Source organism: Bradyrhizobium guangdongense, assembly GCF_004114975.1.
Taxonomy (GTDB): Bacteria; Pseudomonadota; Alphaproteobacteria; order Rhizobiales; family Xanthobacteraceae; genus Bradyrhizobium; species Bradyrhizobium guangdongense.
In genome coordinates, this window is the sequence record NZ_CP030051.1 from 1,350,308 (window position 1) to 1,375,363 (window position 25,056).

The window sequence follows — 25,056 nt, forward strand, 5'->3', positions numbered from 1 at the left end:
CCTTGCTGAACGAGATTAGCGGATGGGCAATGTGAAACTAAGATTTAACTCGCTGTTTTGGTCCCACCACGACAGGTTGGACGGCGGTGGCCCGGGCTCGCGACGCGCGCCAGACCTGCGCCAACGGCCCATTGCCGCCGCGCGCCCCTCCACTACCTTAGCCCGCCATGATCCCGCTCTCCGTCCTCGACCTGTCCGTCGTCACCACCGGCACAAAGCCCGCTGCCGCGCTGCGCAACAGCATTGACCTGGCACGCCATGTCGATGGGCTCGGCTATGTCCGCTACTGGCTCGCCGAGCATCACAACCTCGCTTCGGTCGCTAGCCCGGCGCCCGACGTGATGATCGGGCAGATCGCGGCTGTGACGAAGCACATCCGCGTCGGCTCCGGAGGCGTGATGCTGCCCAACCACGCCCCGCTGGTGGTCGCCGAGCGCTTCAAGATGCTGGAAGCATTGTTTCCCGGCCGTATCGACCTCGGCCTCGGCCGCGCGCCGGGGACTGATGGTGCCACGGCCTATGCGCTTCGCAGCCGGCTCGATCGCCGCGAGGGCGACGATTTTCTGGAGCGGCTGCATGAGCTGATTTTGTGGGAGACCCGCGAGTTTCCCGCAGGCCACCCCTATCACACCGTGGTCGCGATGCCGGATGACAGTCCGTTGCCGCCGATCTGGCTGCTCGGCTCCAGCGACTATTCCTCGGAGCTCGCGGCGCAAGTCGGCATGGGCTTCGCCTTCGCACATCACTTCGCATCCCACGATGCGGTCGATGCGATGGTGCATTATCGCAACCGCTTCCAGCCCTCGGCCTGGCGGGCAACCCCGCACGCGATCCTCGCCGCGGCTGTCATCGCGGCGGACACCGACGAGGAGGCCGAAAAGCTCGCCGCCTCGTTCGATCTCAACCGCCTGCGCCGCGACCGCGGCCAATATCTGCCGCTGCCGAGCGTCGAGGAGGCGCTGGCCTATCCTTACTCCGAGGCCGAGCGGGTCTCGATCGCACGCAACCGCTCGCGCCTGTTCGTCGGCAATCCAGCGACGGTGCAGAGAAAGCTTCAGCCATTGATCGAGGCGAGCAGGCCGGACGAATTGATGGTGATCACGGCCGTGTACGATCACGAGGCGCGGAAGAAGTCGTATGCGCTGCTGGCCGAGGCGTTCGGGCTTGTGAAGCAGGTAGCGTGAGCTGCTCCCGTGCCCCGGACGTAGCGCAGCACGCAGTGATGCGCTGCTGAGCCGGTGCCCATCGCAGCCCCGAGCGTCGCAGCCTCTCGCGTCCCGGCTCGCGCTTCGCGCGTCCGGGACGCGAGTTCAATCCTGCTGCGTCTCGCTGAACGTCGCGCGGAACGGGTGGCCCGGATACACGCCGACGATGCGGAATTCGCGCGAGAAGAATTTCAGCTCCTCGATCGCGAAAGCAAGGCCCTTGTCTTCAGGATGGCCGTCGACATCGGCGTAAAACTGCGTGGCAAAGAAATTGCCGTCGACCATATAGCTTTCGAGCTTGGTCATGTTGACGCCGTTGGTGGCAAAGCCGCCGAGCGCTTTGTAGAGCGCCGCGGGCAGGTTGCGCACCCGGAATACAAAAGTGGTGACCAGCGGCCCGGAGGCTTGCGGCGCCCATTTCGGCTCGCGCGCCAGCACCACGAAGCGCGTGGTGTTGTGGGACTCGTCCTCGATGTCCTCGGCGAGGATGTCGAGGCCGTAGATCTTTGCGGCGAGGCGCGAGGCGATCGCAGCGACGGTCTTGTCGTTACGCTCGGAGATGTCGCGGGCGCTTCCGGCGGTATCGGCGTGCACGATGGGCTTGATGCCGAGCTTGCGGATGACGCGGCGGCACTGGCCGAGTGCGTGGACGTGGCTCTCGACGCTCTTGATGTCCTCGAGCCTGGTCCCCTTCACCGCCATTAGCTGATGCCGGACCGGCAAGAACCATTCGCCGATGATGAAGAGGCCGGAGGCCGGCAGCAAATGATGGATGTCGGCGACGCGGCCGGCGACCGAATTCTCGATCGGGATCATGCCGAGATCGGCCTCGCCCGAGGAGATCGCCGACAGCGCGTCCTCGAAAGTGGCGCAGGGCATCGGCTCGGCCTCGGGGTAGGCCTCGACGATGGCGATGTGGGAATTGGCGCCAGGTTCGCCCTGGAATGCGATTTTCAGCTTGCTCATGGTCGGCCTTGTAGCAGCGGCTCAGGATTTGGAAAGGATGCCGCGGGCGGTCTCGAGGTCCGCCGGCGTGTCGACCCCGCGGGGGACGGTATCGACGATGGTGAAGTCGATGCGCATCCCGGCCTCCAGCGCGCGGAGCTGCTCGAGTTTCTCCTGCAATTCCAGCGGCGAGGGCGGCAGCGAAACGTAACGCTCCAAGGCGGCGCGGCGATAGGCGTAGAGGCCGATATGATGGTAGCGCGGTCCGTCGCCGGTCGGCGCGGTCGCGCGGGTGAAATAAAGTGCGCGCATGCGCCGACCACCGAGCGAGGTTCCGATCGCCTTCACGACGCTCGGGGCGAGGTCCTCCTCCTCGGTATGGATCTGTGAGGCCAGCGTGGCGATGTCCACTTCAGGGTCTTTCAGCGGCGGCAGCACCTCGCGGATGTTGTCGACCGTGATGGTCGGGAAATCGCCCTGGAGATTGACCACGATTTCGGCTTTCCCCGCCGGATCGAGCTTCTGCATGGCCTCGTGGATGCGGTCGGAGCCCGAAGGGTGTTCCGGGCGGGTCATCACGGCCTCGCCGCCATGGGCGGTCACGACTGCGGCGATTTCCGCCGTGTCGGTTGCCACCGCGACCCGGCCGATATCGGCCGCCACGGCGCGCCGCATCACATGGACGATCATCGGCAGGCCCGCGATATCGGCGAGCGGCTTGCCGGGCAGGCGGGTGGCGGCCATGCGGGCCGGGATCAGCACCAGGATGCGGGAATCAGTCATCAGTTCAAGGGCCTGGAAACGGAGCGTTTTCCGCACCGAGAAATGGGTGGGGACGGGCTGAAAGCGGGACCGCTTATACGGGTTGCCAGACCCCGGGCAAACCGATATCTCAATGGCAAAACTCGGGGAAACAATCAGGAACGCTTTTGATTCTCCCGAGGCTCGTCCTGGCGGCCGCCCGGCCGCTTTTTCCTTCTTGCGGTGTGGGGCCTAGCCGGAAATGGACTCTTTCGAACTCAACAAGATTCTCGGTGCCGTGCTCGGCACCTGTCTCATCCTGCTGGTGACGAGCTTCACCGCGAATGCGCTGTTCTCGCCCAAGATGCCGGAAAAGCCGGGCTTCGAGATCGCCGTGAAGGAAGAGGCCGGCGACAAGGGCGGCGCGCCCGCGGCCGCTGCCTCCTCCGAGCCGATCGAAAAGCTGCTCCAGACCGCCTCCGTCGAGAAGGGCGCCGCCGCCGCCAAGAAGTGCGCCGCCTGCCACACTTTCGAGAAGGGCGGTCCCAACCGCGTCGGTCCGAACCTCTACGGCATCGTCGGCGACCACCGCGGTGAAGGCCGCAACGGCTTCAACTTCTCGGCCGCGATGAAGGCCAAGGGGGGCACCTGGACCATCGACGAGCTGAACAAGTTCATCGCCAATCCGAAGGGCGACATCCCCGGCACCGCGATGGGCTTCGCCGGCATCCCGAAGGATAGCGAGCGCGCCGACGTCCTTGCCTACCTGAACAGCCTCTCCGACAACCCGAAGCCGCTCCCGACTGCGGCGAAATAAGGCGCTTCAATCTTCGATCTCGGACATGCGGCCAGGCCCCAAAGCCTGGCCGTTTCCCTGTCCGGGCCTCGCAGCGCCGTGATCGGGGCGTTTGGTCGCATCGAAGAGGCCGCCCGGCCTTCCAAGATGAGGAAAAAGCAACATATTCGGTCGAAACCTCGCCTATATTGGGAACTTAAAGGAGTAGCCTCCTTCAAGACAGGGATGTTGATTTGGCCATTACCCGACGCGATCTTCTGCTCACCGGCGCGGCCGCTGCCGCGCTTCCCGCCCTCGGTTCTGCGGCGGGTGTTCCCCTGGTCGGATCGGCGGAAGCGCAGACCGGAGAACTGGCTTCAAATGGGCTGCCTTGGCGCCACGCGCTGTCACTGTTCGGCGACATCAAGTACCCGGCGGGTTTCAAGCGTTTCGACTATGTCAATCCGGATGCGCCCAAGGGCGGCGTCGCGCGGCTGATCTCGCTCGGGACCTTCGACAATTTCAATCTCGCTGTTGCCGGCATCAAGGGGTCTCTCGCGCCGGCCGCCGCGCTGATTTACGAAACGTTGATGGCGCGTGCTCAGGACGAGGTTGCGACCGAGTATGGCGAGCTCGCCGAATCCGCGCAGCATCCGGACGATTTCTCGTGGGTGACCTATCGCCTGCGAAAGGAGGCGCGCTGGCACGATGGCAAGCCGGTGACGCCGGAGGACGTGATCTTCTCGTTGGAGACGTTCAAGAAGCAGTCGCCTATGTACGCCTCCTACTACCGTCACGTCGTGAAGGCGGAGAAAGTCGCCGAGGGCGAAGTCAAGTTCACCTTCGATGCCCCGGGCAACCGCGAATTGCCGACCATCGTGGGCGAGCTGACGGTGCTGCCGAAGCATTGGTGGGAAGGCACCGATGCGCAGGGGCGCAAGCGCGATGTCAGCGCGACCACGCTGGAGCCGCCGCTCGGCTCCGGTCCCTACAAGATCAAGGAATTCGTGGCCGGACGTTCGATCAAGCTCGAGCGGGTGAAGGATTATTGGGGCGCCAACGTCCCGAGCCAGATCGGCCAGAACAATTTCGACGAGCTGCGTTTCGAGTTCTTCCGCGACAACCTCGTCGCGCTGGAAGCCTTCAAGGCCGATCAGGCCGATTGGATCGCGGAAAACTCCGCCAAGCAGTGGGCCACGGCCTATGATTTTCCGGCGGTGGCAGACAAGCGCGTGATCAAGGAAGAATTCCCGATCAACGATTCCGGACGGATGCAGGCCTTCGCCTTCAACATCCGCCGCGATCAGTTCAAGGACGCGCGACTGCGCCGCGCCTTCAACTACGCGTTCGATTTCGAAGAGATGAACAAGCAGCTCTTCTACGGCCAGTACAAGCGCATCGCCAGCTATTTCGAGGGCACGGAGCTCGCTTCGTCCGGCCTGCCGCAGGGGCAGGAGCTGGAGATTCTTCAGGCCGTGAAGGACAAGGTGCCGCCGGAGGTCTTCACCACGGTCTACCAGAACCCGGTCGGCGGCAGTCCGGAGGCCGTGCGGAGCAATCTGCGCGAGGCGGCAAGACTCCTGAAGGAGGCCGGCTTCGAGGTCAAGGACCACAAGCTGGTCGATAGCACCGGCAAGCCGCTCACGGTCGAGATCCTGGTGCAGGATCCGTCGTCCGAGCGCATCGCGCTGTTCTATAAGCCCTCGCTGGAACGCATCGGCGTCAGCACCTCGATCCGCGTCGTCGACGACGCGCAGTACCAGAACCGTCTGCGCAGCTTCGACTTCGACATGATCATCGATCAGTGGGGCGAATCGCTTTCGCCCGGCAACGAGCAGCGCGAGTTCTGGGGCTCGCAGGCGGCCGACATGCCCGGTGCGCGCAACACCATCGGCATCAAGAATCCTGCGGTCGATGCGTTGATCGAGAAGGTGATCTACGCCAAAAATCGCGCCGAACTGGTTGCCGCGACCCACGCGCTCGATCGCGTGCTGTTGTGGAATTTCTACCTCGTCCCTCAGTTCACCTACGGCTTCTCGCGCTACGCTCGCTGGGACCGCTTCAGCCATGCCGATCCGCTGCCGAAATACGGCCGGTCCGGCCTGCCGACGCTGTGGTGGTACGATGCTGAGAAGGCGGCGCGGATCGGAAAACGCTCTTGAGGAAGCAATTGCGCATGGCGCAGCTTTCACGCCGGCATGTGCTGGTCCTCGGTGTCGGCGGCGCGCTTGGCGCCGGCGCACTCCGCAAGGTGAGGGCGTCGGAGGCGGTGGCGGAAGCGCACGGCATCTCGGCGTTCGGCGACCTCAAATATCCGGCCGACTTTCACCATCTGGACTACGTCAACCCCGACGCTCCGAAGGGCGGAACGTTCTCGTTGATCCCGTCGGTGCGATCGTACAACCAGTCCTATTTCACGTTCTCCTCGCTCAACGCCTACATCCTGAAGGGCGAGGGCGCGCAGGGCATGGATATGACCTTCGCGGCCTTGATGGGACGCGCCAACGACGAGCCCGATGCCATGTACGGGCTCGCCGCCAAGTCGGTCCGGATCTCGCCGGACAAGCTGACCTATACCTTCACGATGCGTCCCGAGGCCCGTTTCCACGACGGCTCGAAGTTGACAGCGCATGATGTCGCCTTCTCGCTCAATGTCCTCAAGGAGAAGGGGCATCCGCTGATCGTCGTGCAGCTCCGCGATTTGGTGAAGGCCGAGGCGATCGACGACGCCACCGTCGCCGTCACCTTCGCGCCGAACCGCGCGCGCGACGTGCCGCTCTATGTCGCCGGCCTTCCGATCTTCTCGAAAGCGTATTACGCCACGCGCGCCTTCGATGAATCGACGCTCGATACGCCGCTCGGCTCCGGCCCGTACAAGGTTGGCAGATTCGAGGTCAACCGTTACGTCGAATACGACCGGGTCAAGGACTGGTGGGGCGCCGATCTGCCGCTCTGCCGCGGCAGCTTCAATTTCGATACGGTGCGCTACGAATTCTATCGCGACCGCGACGTCGCCTTCGAAGGCTTCACCGGCAAGAACTATCTGTTTCGCGAAGAGCTCACCGCGCGCATCTGGGCCACCCGCTACGATTTTCCCGCCGTCAAGGACGGCCGCGTCAAGCGCGAGCAGCTGCCGGACGAGACGCCGTCCGGCGCGCAGGGCTGGTTCATGAACCTCAGGCGCGACAAGTTCAAGGATCCGCGCGTGCGCGAGGCGCTGATCTACGCCTTCGACTTCGAGTGGACCAACAAGACCATCATGTACGGCGCCTATGCGCGTACGCGCTCGCCGTTCCAGAATTCCGACATGATGGTATCGGGCCCGCCTTCGCCCGAAGAGCTCGCATTGCTGGAGCCCTTCCGCGGCAAGGTGCCCGACGAAGTGTTCGGTCAGCCCTTCGTGCCGCCGGTGTCGGACGGCTCGGGGCAGGACCGTACTCTGCTGCGCAAGGCGAGCGAGCTGCTCAACGAAGCCGGCTTCGTCATCAAGGATCGCAAGCGGGTTCTGCCCAATGGCGAGCCGTTCACGATCGAGTTCCTGAACGACGAGCCCTCGCTCCAGCCGCATCACGGCCCCTACCTGAAGAACCTCGCAACGCTCGGCATCGATGCCACGTTCCGCCTGGTCGATGCCGTGCAATATCGCGCGCGAGTGGAGGATTTCGACTTCGACATGACCATGGAGCGGTTCTCGATGTCTGCGACACCGGGTGACGCCATGCGGCCGTTCTTCTCCTCGCAGGCAGCCAACACCAAGGGCTCGTACAACCTCGCCGGCATCTCCGATCCCGTGATCGATGCTCTGATCGAGAAGATCATCGCGGCCCAGAACCGGGCAGAGCTGACGACCGCCTGCCGTGTCTTCGACCGGGTGTTTCGCGCCGGCCGCTACTGGGTGCCGCAATGGTACGCCAATTTCCATCGCGTCGCGTATTGGGATCAGTTCAGCCATCCGGACAAGCCGGCGAAATATGCGCAAGGCGTCGGCGCGCCTGAAAACTGGTGGTACGATGCCGCCAAGGCGGCCAAGCTCGAGCAGGCGAAATAATCATGAGCGCCTATATCGCCCGCCGCATTCTCCTGATGATTCCGACATTGCTCGGAATCCTGTTCGTGTCCTTCGTCGTTGTGCAATTCGCGCCGGGCGGTCCGGTCGAGCGCGTCATCGCGCAGCTCTCGGGCGCCGATACCGGCGGCAGCTCGCGCATCTCGGGCGGCGGCGACTTTGCGCAGCGCGCGCCGGGGCAGCTCGGCGGCGGCGGCGATGCCATCAACTCGAAGTACCGTGGCGCTCAGGGGCTCGACCCCGATTTCATCAAGAAGCTCGAAGTGCAATTCGGCTTCGACAAGCCGGCGCCGGAGCGCTTTGCGCTGATGGTGTGGAATTTCGCCCGCTTCGATTTCGGCAAGAGCTATTTCCGGGACGTCAGCGTGATCCAGCTGATCAAGGAGAAGCTGCCGGTTTCGATCTCGCTCGGCATCTGGCTGACGCTGATCACCTATCTGATCTCGATCCCGCTCGGCATCCGCAAGGCGGTGAAGGACGGTACGCGCTTCGACACCTGGACCTCGGCGATCATCATCATCGGATTCGCGATTCCCGGCTTCCTGTTCGCGATCCTCCTGATCATCCTGTTCGCCGGCGGCTCGTTCTTCAACCTGTTCCCGCTGCGCGGCCTGACCTCGGACGGCTGGTCGCAATTTCCCTGGTACTGGAAGATCATCGACTATTTCTGGCACCTCACCTTGCCGCTGATCTCGATGGGCCTCAGCGCATTCGCGACCATGACGCTGCTGACCAAGAACTCGTTCCTCGACGAGATCCGCAAGCAATATGTCATGACCGCACGGGCCAAGGGCTGCAGCGAGAACCAGGTGCTCTACGGCCACATCTTCCGCAACGCGATGCTGATCGTGATCGCGGGCTTTCCGGGCGCCTTCATCCACGCCTTCTTCTCCGGCTCGCTGCTGATCGAGACGATCTTCTCGCTGGACGGGCTCGGGCTGCTCAGCTTCGAGAGCGTGCTCAACCGCGATTACCCCGTCGTGTTCGGCACGCTCTACATCTTTTCGCTCGTCGGTCTCGTGGTCAATCTGATCTCCGATCTGACCTATATGTGGATCGATCCGCGGATCGACTTCGAGGCGAGGGAGGTCTGATGACGCTGACCGCTCCGACTCCGATCGAGACCTCGGCCAAGAGTCCGCTCGGTGCGGCCGTGCCGATCACGCGCAAGCCGTTCGCGCCGTCGCCGCTGAACAAGCGGCGCTGGGAGAATTTCAAGGCGAACCGGCGCGGCTACTGGTCGTTCTGGCTCTTCATGGTCCTGTTCGTGGTGTCGCTGTTTGCCGAGCTGATCGCCAACGACCGGCCGTTCCTGATCAAATATGACGGTCATCTCTACTGGCCGGCCTTCGTCACCTATTCCGAGACGACCTTCGGCGGCGACTTCGAGACCGCGGCCGACTACCGCGATCCGTATTTGCAGAAGCTGATCAAGGACAAGGGCGGCAGCATCGTCTGGCCTTTGATCCGCTACTCCTACGACACCCACAATCTCGATCTGCCGACGCCGGCTCCGTCGCCGCCGACCTGGATGCTGACGGAAGCCCAGTGCAAGCCGGTGGTCGAGAAGAAGGGGCTGAAGAGCTGCCGCGACCTCGAATACAACTGGCTCGGCACCGACGATCAGGGCCGCGACGTGGTGGCGCGGTTGATCTACGGCTTCCGCATCTCGGTGCTGTTCGGCCTCTGTCTCACCATCGTCTCCTCGATCGTCGGTGTCGCCGCCGGCGGCATCCAGGGCTATTTCGGCGGCTGGATCGATCTCACCTTCCAGCGCTTCATCGAGATATGGACCGCGATCCCTTCGCTCTATCTGCTGCTGATCCTGTCCTCGGTGCTGGTGCCCGGCTTCTTCGTTCTGCTCGGGATATTGCTGCTGTTCTCATGGGTGTCGCTGGTCGGCCTGGTGCGCGCGGAATTCCTGCGCGGACGCAATTTCGAATATATCCAGGCGGCGCGGGCGCTCGGCGTTTCGAACGGGGTCATCATGTTCCGGCATCTGTTGCCCAACGCGATGGTGGCGACCATGACGTTCCTGCCCTTCATCGTCTCGAGCTCGGTGATGACGCTGACGGCGCTGGATTTCCTCGGCTTCGGCCTGCCGCCCGGCTCGCCCTCGCTCGGCGAGCTGTTGTCGCAGGGCAAATCCAACGTGCAGGCGCCGTGGCTCGGTTTCACCGGCTTCTTCTCGGTCGCGATCATGCTGTCGCTGCTGATCTTCATCGGCGAAGCCGTGCGCGATGCCTTCGATCCGCGCAAGACGTTCAAGTGAGGGCGTGATGGACGCGATCAACCAGCCATTGCTTGCCGTTCGCGATCTTTCGGTGGCCTTCCATCAGGGCGGCAACACGACGCTGGCGGTCGACAAGGTGTCGTTCCAGATAAAGCGTGGCGAATGCGTCGCGCTGGTCGGCGAGTCCGGCTCCGGCAAGTCGGTCAGCGCGCTCTCGATCCTGAAGCTCCTGCCCTATCCGACCGCCTCGCACCCCTCGGGCAGCATCCGTTTCAAGGGGCAGGAGCTGATCGACCGGTCCGAGCAGCAGATGCGGGAGATCAGAGGCAGCGACATCTCCATCATCTTCCAGGAGCCGATGACCTCCCTCAATCCGCTGCACACGATCGAGGCGCAGATCGGCGAGATCATCCAGCTGCATAATCCGTCCAGCAACTCGGAGGCGCGCAGGCGAACGCTGGAGCTGCTGACGCAGGTCGGCATCCCCGAGCCGGAGACGCGGCTGAAGAGCTATCCGCACCAGCTCTCCGGCGGTCAGCGCCAGCGCGTGATGATTGCTATGGCGCTTGCCAACGAGCCGGACCTCCTGATCGCGGACGAACCAACCACGGCGCTCGATGTCACGGTGCAGGCGCAGATCCTGGCCCTGCTGGCCGAGATCAGGTCGCGTCTCGGCATGAGCCTGCTCTTCATCACCCACGATCTCGGCATCGTGCGCCGCATCGCCGACACCGTCTGTGTGATGAAGGGCGGTGAGATCGTCGAGCAGGGGCCGGTCGAGCAGGTCTTCAAGACCCCGAAGCATTCCTATACGCGCGATCTGCTTGCGGCCGAGCCGAAGCCGGATCCGGCCCCGCCGCAGCCTGACGCCCCGGTGGTGATGTCGGCCGACGATTTGAAAGTGTGGTTTCCGATCAAGCGCGGCCTGATGCGCAAGACGGTCGGCCATATCAAGGCGGTCGACGGCGTCAGCATCGCCGTGCGCAAGGGCGAGACGCTCGGTGTCGTCGGCGAATCCGGCTCGGGCAAGACCACGCTGGGCCTGGCGCTATTGCGGCTGATCTCCTCGAACGGGCGCATCGTGTTCCTGGGCAAGGACATCCAGGGCCTCCGCTTCAAGGAGATGCGCCCGTTCCGGCGCGACATGCAGATCGTGTTCCAGGACCCGTTCGGCTCGCTCTCACCGCGCATGTCGATCGCGGACATCGTAGCCGAAGGTCTCTCGGTGCATCAACCCAACCTGTCGCGCGAGGAGCGCGAGGCGCGCGTCGTCAAGGCGCTCGAGGATGTCGGACTGAAGCCGGACACGCGCTTCCGCTACCCGCACGAGTTTTCCGGCGGCCAGCGCCAGCGCATCAGCATCGCCCGCGCGGTGGTGCTGGAGCCTGACTTCGTCGTGCTGGACGAGCCGACCAGCGCGCTCGACATGCTGTTCCAGGCCCAGATGGTGGAGCTGTTGCGCGAGCTCCAGCGCAAGCGCGATCTCACCTACATGTTCATCTCGCACGATTTGCGCGTCGTCGCCTCGCTCGCCAGCCATCTCATCGTGATGCGGAGCGGCAAGGTGGTCGAGGAAGGCCAGGCCGCCGAGCTGTTCAAGAATCCGAAGACGGATTACACCCGCGCGCTGTTCGCGGCGGCGTTCCGGCTGGAGACGGCGGGGAACGGGGCGGTGGCGACTTAGCTTTCGTCGGATGGGTTAGGCGAAAACCCACCAAGTCTCTCCGCGGAAGTCGAAGAAGTCCCCACGCGCCATCGCATTCGCTCTGCGCGCAATCCTGGCTTTTCCGTGTTCCGCGTCACCGTTGAAACGGGATCGGCACCTTCGCACATCGTCGCTGCCATGTTGAAGGCAGTCACCTCACTCAGCGGCATTTCCTCGTCAATCGTAATTCGCGTTGCTCGTACGTGACGAAAGGCAACTTGTGGTGCAAAGCGGACATCCAGTCCGACGCTCAGGTCCCCGAAGGGCCAGAAAGAGCAGCGTGCTTCTCAGCATCGGCGATCCGGCATGCGCAAGATCGGTCCTTGCGTTAGATCAATCCGCGCGTTTGTGTTGGGACTTATCAATTGGCGGCTCCTAACACATGGCGGAAGGAAGCTGACATGAAATCAAATCCGCTGAGGCCGCACACCCCTGATGATGATCCGGAACCCGGAACGCCAGGTACTGCCGAGGACCTCTGTCCCGAATGCGCGGGGACCGGCAGAGTGGCAGACAAGGCGACCGGCAAAGAGAGTGCTTGCGAACGCTGCGACGGTACGGGCCTCATCGTTCAGGGCGTCGGATAGCGCTCCACGCGCCGCAGTCCTCGGGCCGCCACTTCCACGAGGGTGCATCCCGCATCACCGCACGCGACCGGGGGATTATTTTTGATGCTTCACTTTCACGCGCTGGACGCTCCAACACCATTTCTGTTCTTTACTGGTAAGGGCGGCGTCGGCAAGACCTCGCTGGCCTGTGCTACCGCCATCGGTCTCGCCGACCGCGGCTCGCGTGTCCTCCTCGTCAGCACTGATCCTGCCTCGAACCTCGACGAGATGCTGGATGTCCGGCTAAGCGACAATCCGGTGCCAGTGCCGAACGCCGCCGGGCTGTTCGCGATGAACATCGATCCGGAGGCAGCAGCCGAGAGCTATCGAACCCGTGTGCTCGACCAGCTCGGGCCCGCGGTTTCCCCTGAGGAAAGATCGACCGTTCGCGAGCAACTTTCCGGCGCTTGCACCACCGAGATAGCTGCCTTCGACGAGTTCGTCGGCCTGCTGGATGGCGACATGGCGGGCTTCGACCATATCATTTTCGATACGGCCCCGACCGGCCACACATTGCGGCTTCTCAGCCTGCCAAAGGCATGGACCGGCTTTCTGAAGGACAACGACCGGGGGGCATCCTGTCTCGGTCCTCATTCAGGTTTGAAGATGCAGGAGAATCGCTTTCGCCAGGCGCTCCAAGCGTTGGGCGATCCCAAGCGGACGACGGTTGTCCTGGTCACTCGCGCCGATCGGAGCGCGATCCGCGAGGCGGCTCGAACGTCGGGTGAACTCGACGCGCTCAATCTCTCGAACCAGACTCTCGCCGTGAATGGACGTTTTCACGCGGCGGACCCTGCCGATGTTGTGGCGGTTGCCCTTGAGCGGGACCAGGACGAGTCTCTCGCCTCGATGCCGGCGTCGTTGACGAAGCTGCCGCGAGACGAAATTCCATTGTTTGGATTTGACATCGTGGGCCTCCCGGCACTGAGGCGGATGCTGGCGTCATCCAATCCACGGGATCCGAATGACGCCGGCGAGCGAGATGCCGAGCCAATCGACCTGCCGGGCCTCAACCGGTTGGTCGACGACATCGCCCAAGGCGAGCATGGCCTCATCATGGTCATGGGCAAGGGCGGCGTCGGAAAGACGACGATTGCCGCGGCCATCGCCGTGGGTCTCGCCAAGCGCGGACATGCCGTGCACCTCAGCACGACAGATCCTGCAGCGCATGTCAATTTCGTGGTCGATGGCGTGATGCCGGGCCTCACGGTAGACAGGATCGATCCCCGGGTTGAGACGGAACGCTATGTCTCGAAAATACTGGCGAGCCGTGGCCGCGACCTGGATGATCAGGGTAAGGCGCTACTGCTCGAAGACCTGGCTTCGCCATGCACTGAGGAGGTCGCTGTGTTTCACGCCTTCTCGCACGTTGTCGCCGAGGCGCGAAGCGCCTTTGTGGTCCTCGATACGGCTCCGACAGGCCACACCTTGCTGCTGCTGGACGCGACCGGCGCTTATCATCGTCAGATGACAAGCCAACTAGAACCGAGCGGACCGGGGCGTATCGTGACCCCGCTGATGAGGCTGCAGGATCCCACTCACACCCGGGTGATCCTGGTAACTCTGCCGGAGACAACTCCGGTTTCAGAGGCCGCTGCTCTTCAGCAAGACCTGCGGCGCGCCGGTATTGAGCCATTCGCTTGGGTCATCAACAAATGCCTGATCGCGTCGGGAACTCACGATCCCCTGCTGCGGTTGCGGCTCGCAGGCGAGCGGACGCAGATTGCTCGCGTTCAGGACGGTCTGGCGAAGCGGTCATACATGATTGGCTGGCGAAGCAAGCCTCCTGTAGGTGTTGAAGAGCTTGAGGCGCTGTCATGATTGACCCGATTTTTTGATGATGCCGCTCCGGGTCCGCCTTCCCAGGCTGGCGTAGCAAAGCATTCGCCGACGCGAGCTACATCCGCTTTATTGCGATAACCTCGCTCCCACCCGCCTTGATCCGCGCAATCGCCGGTTCGATCGGCTCGACCACCGTCGCCATGTGATGCGCGTTGGCGTGAACCATGGTGCTTCCGTCGCGCACGATGGCGACGTGGCCCTTCCAGAAGATCAGATCGCCGCGCAGCAGGCTGCTTCGCTCATGCGGTTCCAGTGCGCGGCCGAGGCCGGCCTGCTGCATGTCGCTGTCGCGCGGACACCCGGTGCCTGCGGCCGTCAGCGAAACCTGAACCAGGCCGGAGCAATCGATGCCGAGGCTGCTCTTGCCGCCCCAGAGATAGGGCGTGCCGACGAAGCGTTCGGCGACCGCGACGAAGTCCGGCTCGCGAGACTCGAGGGGGACGAGATGAGCCTTCGGCAGGAACGCGCCGTCGCGCGTGACAGCGAAAGGGCCGTCCTCGCGCGCAATCGTGAGCTTCGACCCCAGCACCAGTGCGTCGGCCGGCGGCAGCTTGATCGAGGGGCCAGGAAAGACGAGCGTCCGCAGTGCGCTCACCTTGTGCGTCGGCGCGGCCGCCGGCTTCATCAGTGCGGCATCCGGCAGCCACCCGACATAGCCATCGCTGTCGAGTTGGCCCCAGGCCCAGCCCTCGCCGTTGCGGTCGTAGACCGTCACCCGCTCGCCGCGCAGCGCTTCCGTCATCAGCATGGCGTTCGAGGAGGGCTGTTCGCGCGCCGGCGCGATCGGCGCGGTGACCTCGAACTCCTCGCCCACGACGAAGCGATCGGCTTGCACCTGGCCTTCGAGATATTTTGCGGCGAGGTCGCCGCGCGCGGGCGTCAGCCGCGGATCGTGGCTTGGATCAAGCATAGCGCTCGCTCAGCACCTTGTAGATGGCGCGGGCGGCTTGGCATTCGCCGCCCTCGGGCCGCGCGGGCTTCGCCGACGGCGTCCAGCCATAAATATCCACGTGAAGCCAGCTCTTGGCCTGCTCGACGAAGCGCTGCAGGAACAGCGCGCAGGTGATCGAACCGGCGAAGCCGCCCGATGGGGCGTTGGTGATGGTGGCGGTCTTGGAGTCCAGCCACGCATCGTAAGGCGGCCACAGCGGCATGCGCCACAACGGATCGTTCTCCTGCACCGCGCAGCGCGCGACGTCGGCGGCCAGCGCCTCATCATTTGTGTAGAAGGGCGGCAAATCCGGCCCCAGCGCAACGCGCGCGGCACCCGTCAATGTGCCGAGATCAATCAGCAGATCGGGTGTCTCCTCATCGGCCAACGCCAGCGCGTCGGCGAGCACCAGCCGTCCTTCCGCATCGGTGTTGCCGATCTCGACCGTGATGCCTTTGCGCGATGTAAAAATGTCGAGCGGGCGAAAGGCATTTCCGGCGACCGCGTTCTCCACGGCCGGAATCAGCACGCGCAGCCGGACCTTCAGCTTCGCGTCCATCACCATGCGCGCCAGCGCCAACACATTGGCCGCGCCACCCATGTCCTTCTTCATGATCAGCATGCCGCTCGACGGTTTCAGATCGAGGCCACCGGTGTCGAAACAGACACCCTTGCCGACCAGCGTCACTTTGGGATGGCTGGGATCGCCCCAGCCGATATCGATCAGCCGCGGCGCACGGCTCGAGGCCATGCCGACGGCATGGATCAGCGGAAAGTTTGTCTCCAGCTCCGCGCCGATGGTGCAGGCGTAGCTGGCGCCGAATTCGGCCGCGAGCTCTTGCGCGGCAGCGGCGAGTTCCTCCGGCCCCATGTCGTTGGAGGGCGTGTTGATGAGATCGCGCGCCAGCATCGCGGCATCGGCCATGCGGTTGATCTCGGCGGGATCGATACCGTCAGGCGGCACCAGCCGGGCATCGGGCCTGTCGGCCTTGCGATAGCGTGCGAAGCGATAGGCGCCGAGCGCGAAGGCGAGCGCCGCCAGTCGTGCATCGTGCGGTGCATTGGCAAAGCGATAGATACCCGGCGGCAGCAGGCCGGGCAGGGCGCCCGGCCTGAACGGATCACGCGACCTGGCGCCATCCTCTTCGAGGCCGAACAGCACTTGCGCGATCGTGCCGTCCGGCGCCGGGAGCGCCAGATAGCCGCCCGGCTTGGCGGCGTAGGCGCTCGCCACGGCGAACTGGCGTTGCGCCGGCGGTAGCGACTCGCGCACGGTCTCCCAGCTCGATTTGGTGACGAAGGTGATCGGGGTGGCAGTCGAGGACGTCTCGAACACGGAAGGCATTGGCGGGCCCGCAAGGTCATTCGGTTGGAGGAGACTTCGCAGAGTTTTGCCGTGGCCGCAATCGGCTTTGCGGTCACCGCCCGGTGAGCAGCTACTCGCAGATCAGGAGCCGTGCTAGGTTCCGGCAACGGTTGCGGGTCGGCTTGTCACCTGTCTAGGGACGGCAGCGGCCGAAGACGAAGCGTGCCGGGAGGAAACGCGAATGGAATTTGTGTGGAGCGTGGTCACATTCATCGGCCAGGCCATCGAGGCAGTCTTTGGCTATGTCGAGCATCACCACTGGGTATTTGCGTTTCTCGCCGGCGGCTACGTCTTCTACCTCCATGACCGTTCGATTCATGCGCGCTTCGATGCGCTCGACAAGCGCATCGACGAAATCCGCAAGCGTCTCGCCATCGAATATTGATTTGACTGTCTGAACCATCTGCGGCCGCGCTCGCATCTGGTTTGAGGCTGCCGTTCACGCGTGCGCGGGCGCAGGACTTTACTAGCGCTGCGGTTGTGGCATTATTGTCGAATATATTGTGGTTGTGCGGCGCGTCTCTGCACGCATGGAGCGCAAGAGCGCCGCTGACTCCCTGACGATACCGATACCAGACGTTATCTGCCTGAACTCTTCGAAGGCATTTCTCTCAATCGTTTGGGCGGCGCAACATTCGTTGTGACCGGCGCAAAATGAATAGATCGTTTGTCATTGCGCAGATCTCCGACCTGCATCTGGATGGGTCAGGCCGGTTGCTTCCGGCCATCGAGACTCTCATCGCTGCGCTACGCGAGCGGATGGCTGCCTTCGCGGACGTGCCGGACCGTATCCTGCTGATCACGGGCGACATCGTGAACGACCCGACCCCGCTCGCGCTCGACGAAGCGCTCGCGGTGATCGCCTCTTTCAGGCAGACGGGATTATTCACCGACATCCAGGCGGTCGCAGGCAATCACGATGTCAAGCGTCCGAGCCAGCGCGGCGGCCGGCACGACGCCTATGATTATCTGCGCCTGCCGCGGACCTCGAAGAGCGTCTACTACCGCGAGGCCGGTCTCGACCTGGTGCTGCTCGACTCCAACAGCGCAAGCCTCACGACGCTTGCCAGCGGCAACATCGACGAACAAGCTTACCATGCGATGGTCGCGCAGTCCGCCCGGCTGAGCGTCGAGCTTGCGGGCAGCATTGGTTCGGCCGGACGAGCCTGTTATTCCGAGCCTGCGGAAAGCCTGGTGCGCGTGCTGGCGCTACATCATCATCCGCTGCCGCAGGCGACCGGCGAGGGCAAGCGGTTTCTCGGCGTTCCGGACGAGCCGCTGATGTATCTCGCCGCACCCGCGACTTTTTTGGAGGCGGCGACCTCGCTCGGCGTCACCATGATTCTGCATGGGCATCGCCATGTCGAGGGCCTCAGTCGCTACTCGATTCCCGATCCGCGTGCGATGCGGAGCGGCGGGGAGGATTTCTGGCGCACGATCTATGTGCTGTCCTGTCCGTCCTCCACCGGGCATGGCGGCGACGACGCCGGCTTCAACATCGTCCATTTGGGGCCGACATCCGGGTCCGAGCGCTGCGAGTATCGGTTCACGATCGCCCGCTACTCCCAGCCACGCAACGATGCCGGTTTCAGGCCGCTCGATTCGAATCTGCCGGACGGGCTGATCAGACTGCCGGCGGGGCGGGATCTGTCCCGCGATCCCGCCGTCCAGTCGGTGATCGAGATCGCCTCATCCACGTCGCTGTCGCGGGACCAGGTTCTGGGGCTGGTCCGGCGGCTGCTGTCGCGCCCTGCGTTCTACGACGCCGGCGGGCAGGATTGGACGGACATGCTCTACACCTATCTCGTCACGTTTCACGCCTGGGCCGATCTCGACGGCAAGCTCGCCAGGTCGGCACAAAGGTCCGAAGCCACGGCGCGGACCGAAGTGAGGGCGCTGCTCCACCGACTGATTGGACAATCAGCCGACATGCTCGGCATCGACCATGCCACTCTGGAGGAGCTCCGCACGGATCGCCTGCTCAATCGTGACGACCTCCTGCGCCGGTGGCCGATGCTGCCGCGCGATGCCGCGGATGTCGCCGGGAGAACGCAACAGCGGTTGCATCTGCTGCGCGAGCTGAACGAGCAGGTGAAGCTGCTCGGCCTCGATCTCGACCTGGGCGGGGAGATGCCGCCGCAAGGCGGCCGTTCCCGGCATTAACCGACCATTAGGGTTAACAGTCTATTGCTGGCGCGTTCGGCTCGATCATCGGCTCGAGAGTCAAAGCGTCATGCGTCAACGGTTCCGTCCTGTCCGGCTTCTTGCCTCCGCCTCGCTGATTGCTCTGGTGGCCGCGAGCCTCGGCGGCTGCACTGCCATGTCAAAGCTGTCCGACGTCACGGGCTCGATCGGGCCGAAGGCGGAAGCTGTGCCGGCGGATCCGGCGCGCGCGGTCGAGGCCTATGGCGAACGCTACCGCGCCAATCCCAAGGACGCGGACGCGGCGCTGGCCTACGGTCAGGCCTTGCGCGCCAATGGCCAGCGTGCCCAGGCCGCCGCCGTGCTCGAGCAGGCGACCATCGCCAACCCCGGCAACAAGCCGCTGCTAGCCCTCTACGGCCGCGCGCTTGCCGACAACGGCAATTTCCAACAGGCCTTCGACGTGTTGTCGAAGGCGCATTCGCCCGACAATCCGGACTGGCGCCTGCTATCGGTGCAGGGGACCTGTCTCGACCAGATGGGCCGTCACGACGAGGCGCGCGCCTATTATGCGAGTGCGCTGAAGATCGCGCCTGACGATCCCGGCGTGCTGTCCAATCTCGGGCTGTCCTACATGCTGTCGCGGAATCTGCCCAAGGCGGAAGAGGTGCTGCGGCAGGCCTACGCTTCGCCGCGTGCGAGCTCGCGGGTGCGGCAGAATCTCGGCCTGGTGGTCGGCCTTCAGGGTCGCTTCGCGGAGGCCGAGGCCATCGTGAAGGCGGACCTGCCGCCGGACCAGGCTGCGGCCAATGTCGCCTATCTCAAGGACATGCTGAGCCGCAGCGATGCTCCGCGCGGCGTGCCGAAGCGCACGCCGGTCGCCTCGCTCAGCCAATCCGACTGATCTGCCGCTCTTGGCGCGATCAGGCGAAATTAACCCGATATTGCCAAGGCTTATCGCGATCTACAGGGCATAGAGCCGGCGGTGGCCGGCTACTGTGCATGGGGTTGTTTTCGCGTTTTTCGTTCCGCGTCAGTGCAGCTCGGAGATCTTGATGCCGGTCGGCCCGAGAATGACGACGAACAGCACCGGCAGGAAGAACAGGATCATCGGCACCGTCAGCTTCGGCGGCAGCGCGGCGGCCTTCTTCTCGGCCTCGTTCATGCGCATGTCGCGATTTTCCTGCGCCATCACGCGCAGCGATTGGCCGAGCGGCGTGCCGTAGCGTTCCGCCTGCTGAAGCGCCAGACACACCGACTTGACGCCTTCGAGCCCGGTGCGCTTTGCCAGGTTCTCGTACGCCACCTTGCGGTCCTGCAGGTAGGAGAGTTCGGCGGTGGTCAGGGTGAACTCCTCCGACAGCGCGATCGACTGGCCGACGATTTCGGTGGCGACCTTGCGGAACGCCATTTCGACCGACATGCCGGATTCGATGCAGATCAGCAGCAGATCGAGCGCATCGGGAAAGGCGCGCTTGATCGAGAGCTGACGCTTGGAGATCGCGTTCTTCAGGAACAGCATCGGCGCCTGCAGGCCGAGATAGGCCGCGCCGACGCAAATGCCGATCTTGATCGGCAGCGGCCGATCCATATGGGCGATCAGGAACACGTAGATCACCGAGCCGACGAGCAGCACGATCGGGGCCACCAAGCGCGCGAACAGGAAGGTAATGTAAGGCGCCTGGCCGCGATAACCCGCCATGATCAGCTTGTCGCGCGCAGCCTCCTGCGCCAGCCATTTGGTCAGGTTGAAGTCCTCGACGACCTTGGAGACGATCTGCTTGGGCGTCTGGCGCAGCGAGACCTTTTCGTTCTTGTTGAGACGCTCGCGCTCGCGCTGCCGGATCCGCTCGCGCTCGCTGGCCACCGCCTTCATCCGCTTGGAAAGGCCTTCGCCGGCGAACAGCGGCATCACCAGCGTATAGACGGTGGCGCTGGCGGCGATGGCCGCCAGCAGCATGGTCATGAAGTGGGCGTCATGCAGTTTCGTAACGAGGAACTCGACCATGCGGCACCGTCAGAAATCGAAGTTGATCATCTTCTTCATCACCATGATGCCGATCGACATCCAGACGACGCAGCCGACCAGCATGAGCTGACCGGTGGGATGGGTCCACAGCAAGGAGATGTAGTCGGGCGTCGTGAGATAGACGAGGAACATCACGATCGGCGGCAGCGAACCGATGATGCCGGCCGAGGCCTTGGCTTCCATCGACATCGCCTGGATCTTTTCCTTCATCTTCTTGCGGTCGCGCAGCACCTTGGAGAGGTTGCCCAGCGCTTCGGAGAGGTTGCCGCCCGATTTCTGCTGAATCGACACCACGATGCCGAAGAAATTGGCCTCCGGCAGCGGCATGCGGTCGTAGAGGCGCGAGCAGGCCTCGCCGAGCGGCATGCCGATCGCCTGCGTCTCGATGATGGCCAGGAATTCGCTGCGCAGCGGCTCCGGCGCGTCGGCCGCGACGACCTTGATGGATTCGAACAGCGGCAGGCCAGCCTTGATGCCGCGGACGATGACGTCGACGGCGTCGGGCAGGGCAGCCAGGAACTTGTTCTCGCGCCGCTTCTTCAAGAAGCCCAGCGCCCAGCGCGGCAGCCCGAAGCCGCCGGCAAAGGCGAGACCGGCGGCGCCCAGCAGGCCGCCGCCGCCGAACAAGGCGCCAAAGAAGAACACGCCGGCCACGACGCCGGACGCGATCCAGAATTTCTGCGTCGTCCAATCGAGCCCGGCCTGCGACAGACGAATGTTGAGCGGAACGCTCTTCTCCTGCGAGCGTCTCGCCTCGAGATCCTTGAGCGAGCTCTCGACCTGCTCGCGGCGCGAGCGCTGGGTCTTCTCGGCCTGGCGGGTCGCGGGCGCTTCGGCGCGCGCAATCGACGCGCGGCGGTTCTCGGCCTTCCGCTCGCCTGAGAGCATCGGATAGAGGAAGACCCAGGCGATGCCGCCGACGGCAGCGGTGGCGAGGAAGGCGAGGGCGAGGACCTGAATGTTCATGGCTGCGCCGGCCCGCTCACGTGTTCGGTTTCTTTTCCGCAGCGTCGAGCGCGGCGGCAAGGCGTTTCTCTTCGCCGTAATAGCGTGCGCGTTCCCAGAACTTCGGACGGCCGATGCCGGTCGATCGGTGCTGACCGATGATCTTGCCGTTGGCGTCCTCGCCGATCAGGTCGTAGAGGAAGATGTCCTGGGTGATGATGGTGTCGCCTTCCATGCCCATCACCTCGGTGATGTGCGTGATGCGCCGCGAGCCGTCGCGCAGGCGCGCGGCCTGGACGATGACGTCGATCGAGGCGCAGATCATCTCGCGAATTGTTCGCGAAGGAAGGGAGAAGCCGCCCATCGTGATCATGGATTCGCAGCGCGAGAGCGCTTCGCGGGGATTGTTGGCGTGCAGCGTTCCCATCGAGCCGTCGTGGCCGGTGTTCATGGCCTGGAGCAGGTCGAACGCCTCCGGGCCACGGACTTCGCCGACGATGATGCGTTCGGGACGCATGCGCAGGCAGTTGCGCACCAGTTCGCGCATCGTGACCTGGCCTTCGCCCTCGATGTTGGGCGGGCGGGTTTCGAGGCGCACCACGTGCGGCTGCTGGAGCTGGAGCTCGGCGGCGTCCTCGCAGGTGATGACGCGCTCGTCGTGCTCGATATAGTTGGTCAGACAGTTGAGCAGCGTCGTCTTGCCGGAGCCGGTACCGCCGGAGATCAGCACGTTGCAGCGTACGCGGCCGATGATCTGGAGGATCTCCGCGCCCTCCGGCGAGATCGCCCCGAACTTGACGAGCTGATCCAGCGTCAGCTTGTCCTTCTTGAACTTGCGGATGGTAAGCGCGGGGCCGTCGATCGCGAGCGGCGGCACGATGGCGTTGACGCGGGAGCCGTCGGCGAGACGCGCGTCGCAGATCGGCGAGGATTCGTCGACGCGCCGGCCGACCTGGCTGACGATGCGCTGACAGATGTTGAGGAGCTGTTGATTGTCGCGGAAACGGATTCCGGTGCGCTGGATCTTGCCGCTGACTTCGATGAAGACCGTGCCGGCCCCGTTCACCATGATGTCGGCGATGTCGTCGCGCGCAAGGAGCGGCTCGAGCGGGCCATAGCCGAGCACATCGTTACAGATGTCGTCGAGCAACTCTTCCTGCTCGGCGATCGACATCACGATGTTCTTGATCGCGATGATCTCGTTGACGATGTCGCGGATTTCCTCGCGCGCGGACTCCGAATCGAGCTTGGCGAGCTGGGCGAGGTCGATCGCCTCGATCAGGGCGCCGAAGATGGTCGCCTTGACCTCGTAATAATTGTCCGAGCGCCGGGTCTCCATGACCGGCACGGGCCGGGAGGGGGCGAGGGGCGGGGAAGCGATGGCCGGCGGGGGCGGCGCGCGCGACACCGTCGGCGCCGGAGCCGGGGCAGGCTCTGGCGACACGGCGCCGGGCTTGGGAGCCCGAAAGTCGGTGTCTGTTCCGCTACGCTTACCGAACACTTAACAACTCCATGCGGCGGCTTATTTTCCCCGCAACTTCTCAATCAGCGGTGAAAGCAGGGACGACTTTTGTTTCTTCGTCTCGCTGCGGCCGGTCAGGCGCTGGGCGATCTGGAGGAACATCTCGATCGACTTGTGGTTCGCGGAGATCTCCGCGATCATCTGGCCGTTGTTGGCGGCAGCGCCGAAGATCTGCGGCTCGAACGGGATCGAAACCACTGGCTGGCTCTCGATCGCCTTGGCGAATTCGCTGGCGGCGATCTCCGGCCGCTTGGGGATGCCGACCTGGTTCAGGCAGTATAGTGGCGGGCGGTCGTTGGGGCGCGCGGCCTTGAGCAGATCGAACAGGTTTTTGGTGTTGCGCAGATTGGCGAGGTCGGGTGCCGCCACGATCAAAATGTCGTCGGCGCCAATCAGAGCGCGCTTGGTCCAGCCCGACCATTGATGCGGGATGTCGAGCACGATGCAGGGCATGGTCGCACGCAGCGTGTCGAATACCGCATCGAAGGCGTCGGTGCCGAAATCATAGACCCGGTCGAGCGTCGCCGGTGCCGCCAGCAGGCTCAGATGGTCCGTGCATTTCGACAACAGGCGGTCGATGAAGGCGGTGTCGACGCGGTCGGGCGAGAATACGGCGTCTGCGATGCCCTGCGGCGGGTCCTGATTGTAGTCGAGCCCGGCGGTGCCGAACGCCAGGTCGAGGTCGGCGACCACGGCGTCCATCGCGAGGTCCCGCGCAATCGCCCAGGCGACGTTGTGTGAGATGGTGGAGGCGCCGACGCCGCCCTTGGCTCCAACTACGGCGATGATGCGGCCGACCGCCTTGGCTTCGGGAGCCGAGAACAGGTTGCAGATCGAGCGCACCACATCGATGGCACCGACCGGTGCGAGCACGTAGTCGCTGACGCCGCGACGCACCAACTCACGGTAGAGCATGACGTCGTTGATGCGGCCGATCACGACCACGCGGGTGCCGGCGTCGCAGACGGTGGCGAGCTGGTCGAGCCCGGTCAGCAGGTCGCTGCGGCCGTCGCTCTCGAGCACGATCACGTTCGGCGTGGGCGCCGAGCGATAGGCTTCGATCGCAGCCGCCATGCCGCCCATCTGGATCTTCAGATGGGCCTTGCCGAGGCGGCGATCCTCGCCGGCCGATTGCACGGCGGCGGCGGTCTCCACGGTTTCGCAGAAGGCCTGGACCGAAACGCGCGGCGCGGGCGCAATATGCTCCTCGACCGGCGGCGGAGGGGCTTCCGGCTGCTGTTCTTGTGTCTGGCGCGCGTAGCTGATCATTTGCCGGTGTCGCTGAGTTTGGCCCTTTCGGCCTCGGGATAAGAGACCGCCGTCGGATTACCCTTGCGATATTTCTCGAAGGCGGCGGTACGCCGCACCGTGTAGGCCGGTGTTTCAGGTCGCGGCTGTTCGAGGTCGGTGGGATTGTCGACCATCGCCGCGAGGTTGCGCTGGTAGGCGCAGCCGAAATTGTAATAGTCCTTGTTCTCGAACCAACTCTTGTTCTTCATCGAGGGGCCGATGTCCTCCGGCCACAGGCCGCACGGACCCGCGACCGCGGCGATCTTCGAATAGGTCAGCCGGATCGGCGGCAGGAAGCGCTTGTCCTCGGGCCGATAGGGGCGAGCGATGACGCCGCGCGGCGGCACGCCCGCGGCCGCCAACATCGCCTGGATCTCGTGCATGGATTCCGCCACCGGACGGGCGTTGGGCATCCCCGTCGGCACGTCGATGTGGATGGCACCGGTGCCCTCGTGCAGCCAGGTCGAGGCCAGGCCCATCACGTCGGCGCGCTGAGCGGCGGTCAAGCCGCCGCGGGCGTGACCGACAAAGACCACGATCGAGCGGTTCTGCTCCTCGATCGCGATCGGATGACGCTGCTTGTAGTCGTCGGGAATGGAGGCCGTAGTCACTTCGTCATGCTGGCAGCCGCCGAGCGCGAGCGCGATGCCGACCAGCGCGCTGCCGAGGGCGATGGCGCGCTTGCGAAGCTGGGGTGGTCTTATGGTCATC

General features: G+C 64.2%; 20 protein-coding genes. 11 read left to right on the top strand and 9 right to left on the bottom strand.

Annotation, left to right across the window (positions count from 1 at the left end):
* Positions 1–167 precede the first annotated feature (167 nt).
* Positions 168–1,184, top strand: coding sequence for an LLM class flavin-dependent oxidoreductase (locus X265_RS06450; protein WP_128964049.1), 1,017 nt, complete (start codon positions 168–170; stop codon positions 1,182–1,184).
* A 126-nt stretch (positions 1,185–1,310) separates the two neighbouring features.
* Here the strand turns inward: X265_RS06450 and X265_RS06455 are convergent, their stop codons facing one another.
* The gene (locus X265_RS06455; protein WP_128964050.1) at positions 1,311–2,171 is read right to left on the bottom strand and encodes a prephenate dehydratase; all 861 of its coding nucleotides are present in this window, start codon (positions 2,169–2,171) and stop codon (positions 1,311–1,313) included.
* Positions 2,172–2,192: 21 nt separating this feature from the next.
* Positions 2,193–2,933 carry a 3-deoxy-manno-octulosonate cytidylyltransferase gene (locus X265_RS06460; RefSeq protein ID WP_128964051.1) on the bottom strand — a complete coding sequence of 247 codons (741 nt, stop codon included), beginning with the start codon at positions 2,931–2,933 and terminating at the stop codon, positions 2,193–2,195.
* Positions 2,934–3,153: 220 nt separating this feature from the next.
* Between X265_RS06460 and X265_RS06465 the strand changes: the two genes are divergently transcribed.
* The 7 genes from X265_RS06465 to arsA all read left to right on the top strand — a co-directional run bounded on the left by X265_RS06465 (position 3,154) and on the right by arsA (position 14,099).
* A complete protein-coding gene (locus X265_RS06465; RefSeq protein WP_128964052.1) occupies positions 3,154–3,708 on the top strand; it encodes a c-type cytochrome in 555 nt (184 codons plus the stop codon).
* Between the two features lie 212 nt (positions 3,709–3,920).
* Positions 3,921–5,828: an extracellular solute-binding protein gene (locus X265_RS06470; protein ID WP_128964053.1), complete on the top strand. Its 1,908-nt coding sequence runs from the start codon at positions 3,921–3,923 to the stop codon at positions 5,826–5,828.
* Between the two features lie 14 nt (positions 5,829–5,842).
* Positions 5,843–7,714, top strand: coding sequence for an extracellular solute-binding protein (locus X265_RS06475; protein WP_128964054.1), 1,872 nt, complete (start codon positions 5,843–5,845; stop codon positions 7,712–7,714).
* Positions 7,715–7,716: 2 nt separating this feature from the next.
* A complete protein-coding gene (locus X265_RS06480) occupies positions 7,717–8,826 on the top strand; it encodes a microcin C ABC transporter permease YejB (RefSeq protein WP_128964055.1) in 1,110 nt (369 codons plus the stop codon).
* A complete protein-coding gene (locus tag X265_RS06485) occupies positions 8,826–10,004 on the top strand; it encodes an ABC transporter permease (protein ID WP_128964056.1) in 1,179 nt (392 codons plus the stop codon). Before X265_RS06480 ends, X265_RS06485 begins: the two co-directional genes overlap by 1 nt.
* A gap of 7 nt (positions 10,005–10,011) precedes the next feature.
* The gene (locus tag X265_RS06490) at positions 10,012–11,649 is read left to right on the top strand and encodes an ABC transporter ATP-binding protein (RefSeq protein ID WP_164938447.1); all 1,638 of its coding nucleotides are present in this window, start codon (positions 10,012–10,014) and stop codon (positions 11,647–11,649) included.
* A 692-nt stretch (positions 11,650–12,341) separates the two neighbouring features.
* Positions 12,342–14,099 carry an arsenical pump-driving ATPase gene (arsA, locus tag X265_RS06500; RefSeq protein ID WP_128964058.1) on the top strand — a complete coding sequence of 586 codons (1,758 nt, stop codon included), beginning with the start codon at positions 12,342–12,344 and terminating at the stop codon, positions 14,097–14,099.
* Between the two features lie 76 nt (positions 14,100–14,175).
* Here arsA and X265_RS06505 read toward each other — a convergent pair whose 3' ends face one another.
* Both X265_RS06505 and X265_RS06510 read right to left on the bottom strand, forming a co-directional pair.
* The gene (locus X265_RS06505; RefSeq protein ID WP_128964059.1) at positions 14,176–15,030 is read right to left on the bottom strand and encodes a C40 family peptidase; all 855 of its coding nucleotides are present in this window, start codon (positions 15,028–15,030) and stop codon (positions 14,176–14,178) included.
* Positions 15,023–16,396 carry a leucyl aminopeptidase family protein gene (locus tag X265_RS06510; protein ID WP_128964060.1) on the bottom strand — a complete coding sequence of 458 codons (1,374 nt, stop codon included), beginning with the start codon at positions 16,394–16,396 and terminating at the stop codon, positions 15,023–15,025. Before X265_RS06510 ends, X265_RS06505 begins: the two co-directional genes overlap by 8 nt.
* 202 nt (positions 16,397–16,598) lie before the next feature.
* On the opposite strand from X265_RS06510, the gene X265_RS06515 reads away from it, so the two are divergent.
* The 3 genes from X265_RS06515 (at position 16,599) to X265_RS06525 (ending at position 19,463) form a co-directional block, all read left to right on the top strand.
* Entirely contained in the window at positions 16,599–16,802 is a 204-nt protein-coding gene (locus tag X265_RS06515; protein WP_128964061.1) for a hypothetical protein, read from the top strand.
* Between the two features lie 269 nt (positions 16,803–17,071).
* Positions 17,072–18,580 (top strand): metallophosphoesterase family protein, encoded by a 1,509-nt coding sequence (locus tag X265_RS06520; protein WP_128964062.1) that lies wholly within the window; start codon positions 17,072–17,074, stop codon positions 18,578–18,580.
* 70 nt (positions 18,581–18,650) lie between these two features.
* Positions 18,651–19,463: a tetratricopeptide repeat protein gene (locus X265_RS06525; protein ID WP_128964063.1), complete on the top strand. Its 813-nt coding sequence runs from the start codon at positions 18,651–18,653 to the stop codon at positions 19,461–19,463.
* Positions 19,464–19,592: 129 nt separating this feature from the next.
* Here X265_RS06525 and X265_RS06530 read toward each other — a convergent pair whose 3' ends face one another.
* The 5 genes from X265_RS06530 to X265_RS06550 are packed head-to-tail and all read right to left on the bottom strand — an operon-like array spanning position 19,593 to position 25,055.
* Positions 19,593–20,567 carry a type II secretion system F family protein gene (locus X265_RS06530; RefSeq protein WP_128964064.1) on the bottom strand — a complete coding sequence of 325 codons (975 nt, stop codon included), beginning with the start codon at positions 20,565–20,567 and terminating at the stop codon, positions 19,593–19,595.
* Between the two features lie 9 nt (positions 20,568–20,576).
* Positions 20,577–21,554, bottom strand: coding sequence for a type II secretion system F family protein (locus tag X265_RS06535; protein ID WP_128964065.1), 978 nt, complete (start codon positions 21,552–21,554; stop codon positions 20,577–20,579).
* 16 nt (positions 21,555–21,570) lie between these two features.
* Entirely contained in the window at positions 21,571–23,034 is a 1,464-nt protein-coding gene (locus tag X265_RS06540) for a TadA family conjugal transfer-associated ATPase (RefSeq protein WP_128964066.1), read from the bottom strand.
* A 21-nt stretch (positions 23,035–23,055) separates the two neighbouring features.
* Entirely contained in the window at positions 23,056–24,324 is a 1,269-nt protein-coding gene (locus tag X265_RS06545) for a CpaE/TadZ family protein (protein ID WP_128964067.1), read from the bottom strand.
* Positions 24,321–25,055 (bottom strand): CpaD family pilus assembly protein, encoded by a 735-nt coding sequence (locus X265_RS06550; protein ID WP_128964068.1) that lies wholly within the window; start codon positions 25,053–25,055, stop codon positions 24,321–24,323. Before X265_RS06550 ends, X265_RS06545 begins: the two co-directional genes overlap by 4 nt.
* Position 25,056 lies beyond the last annotated feature (1 nt).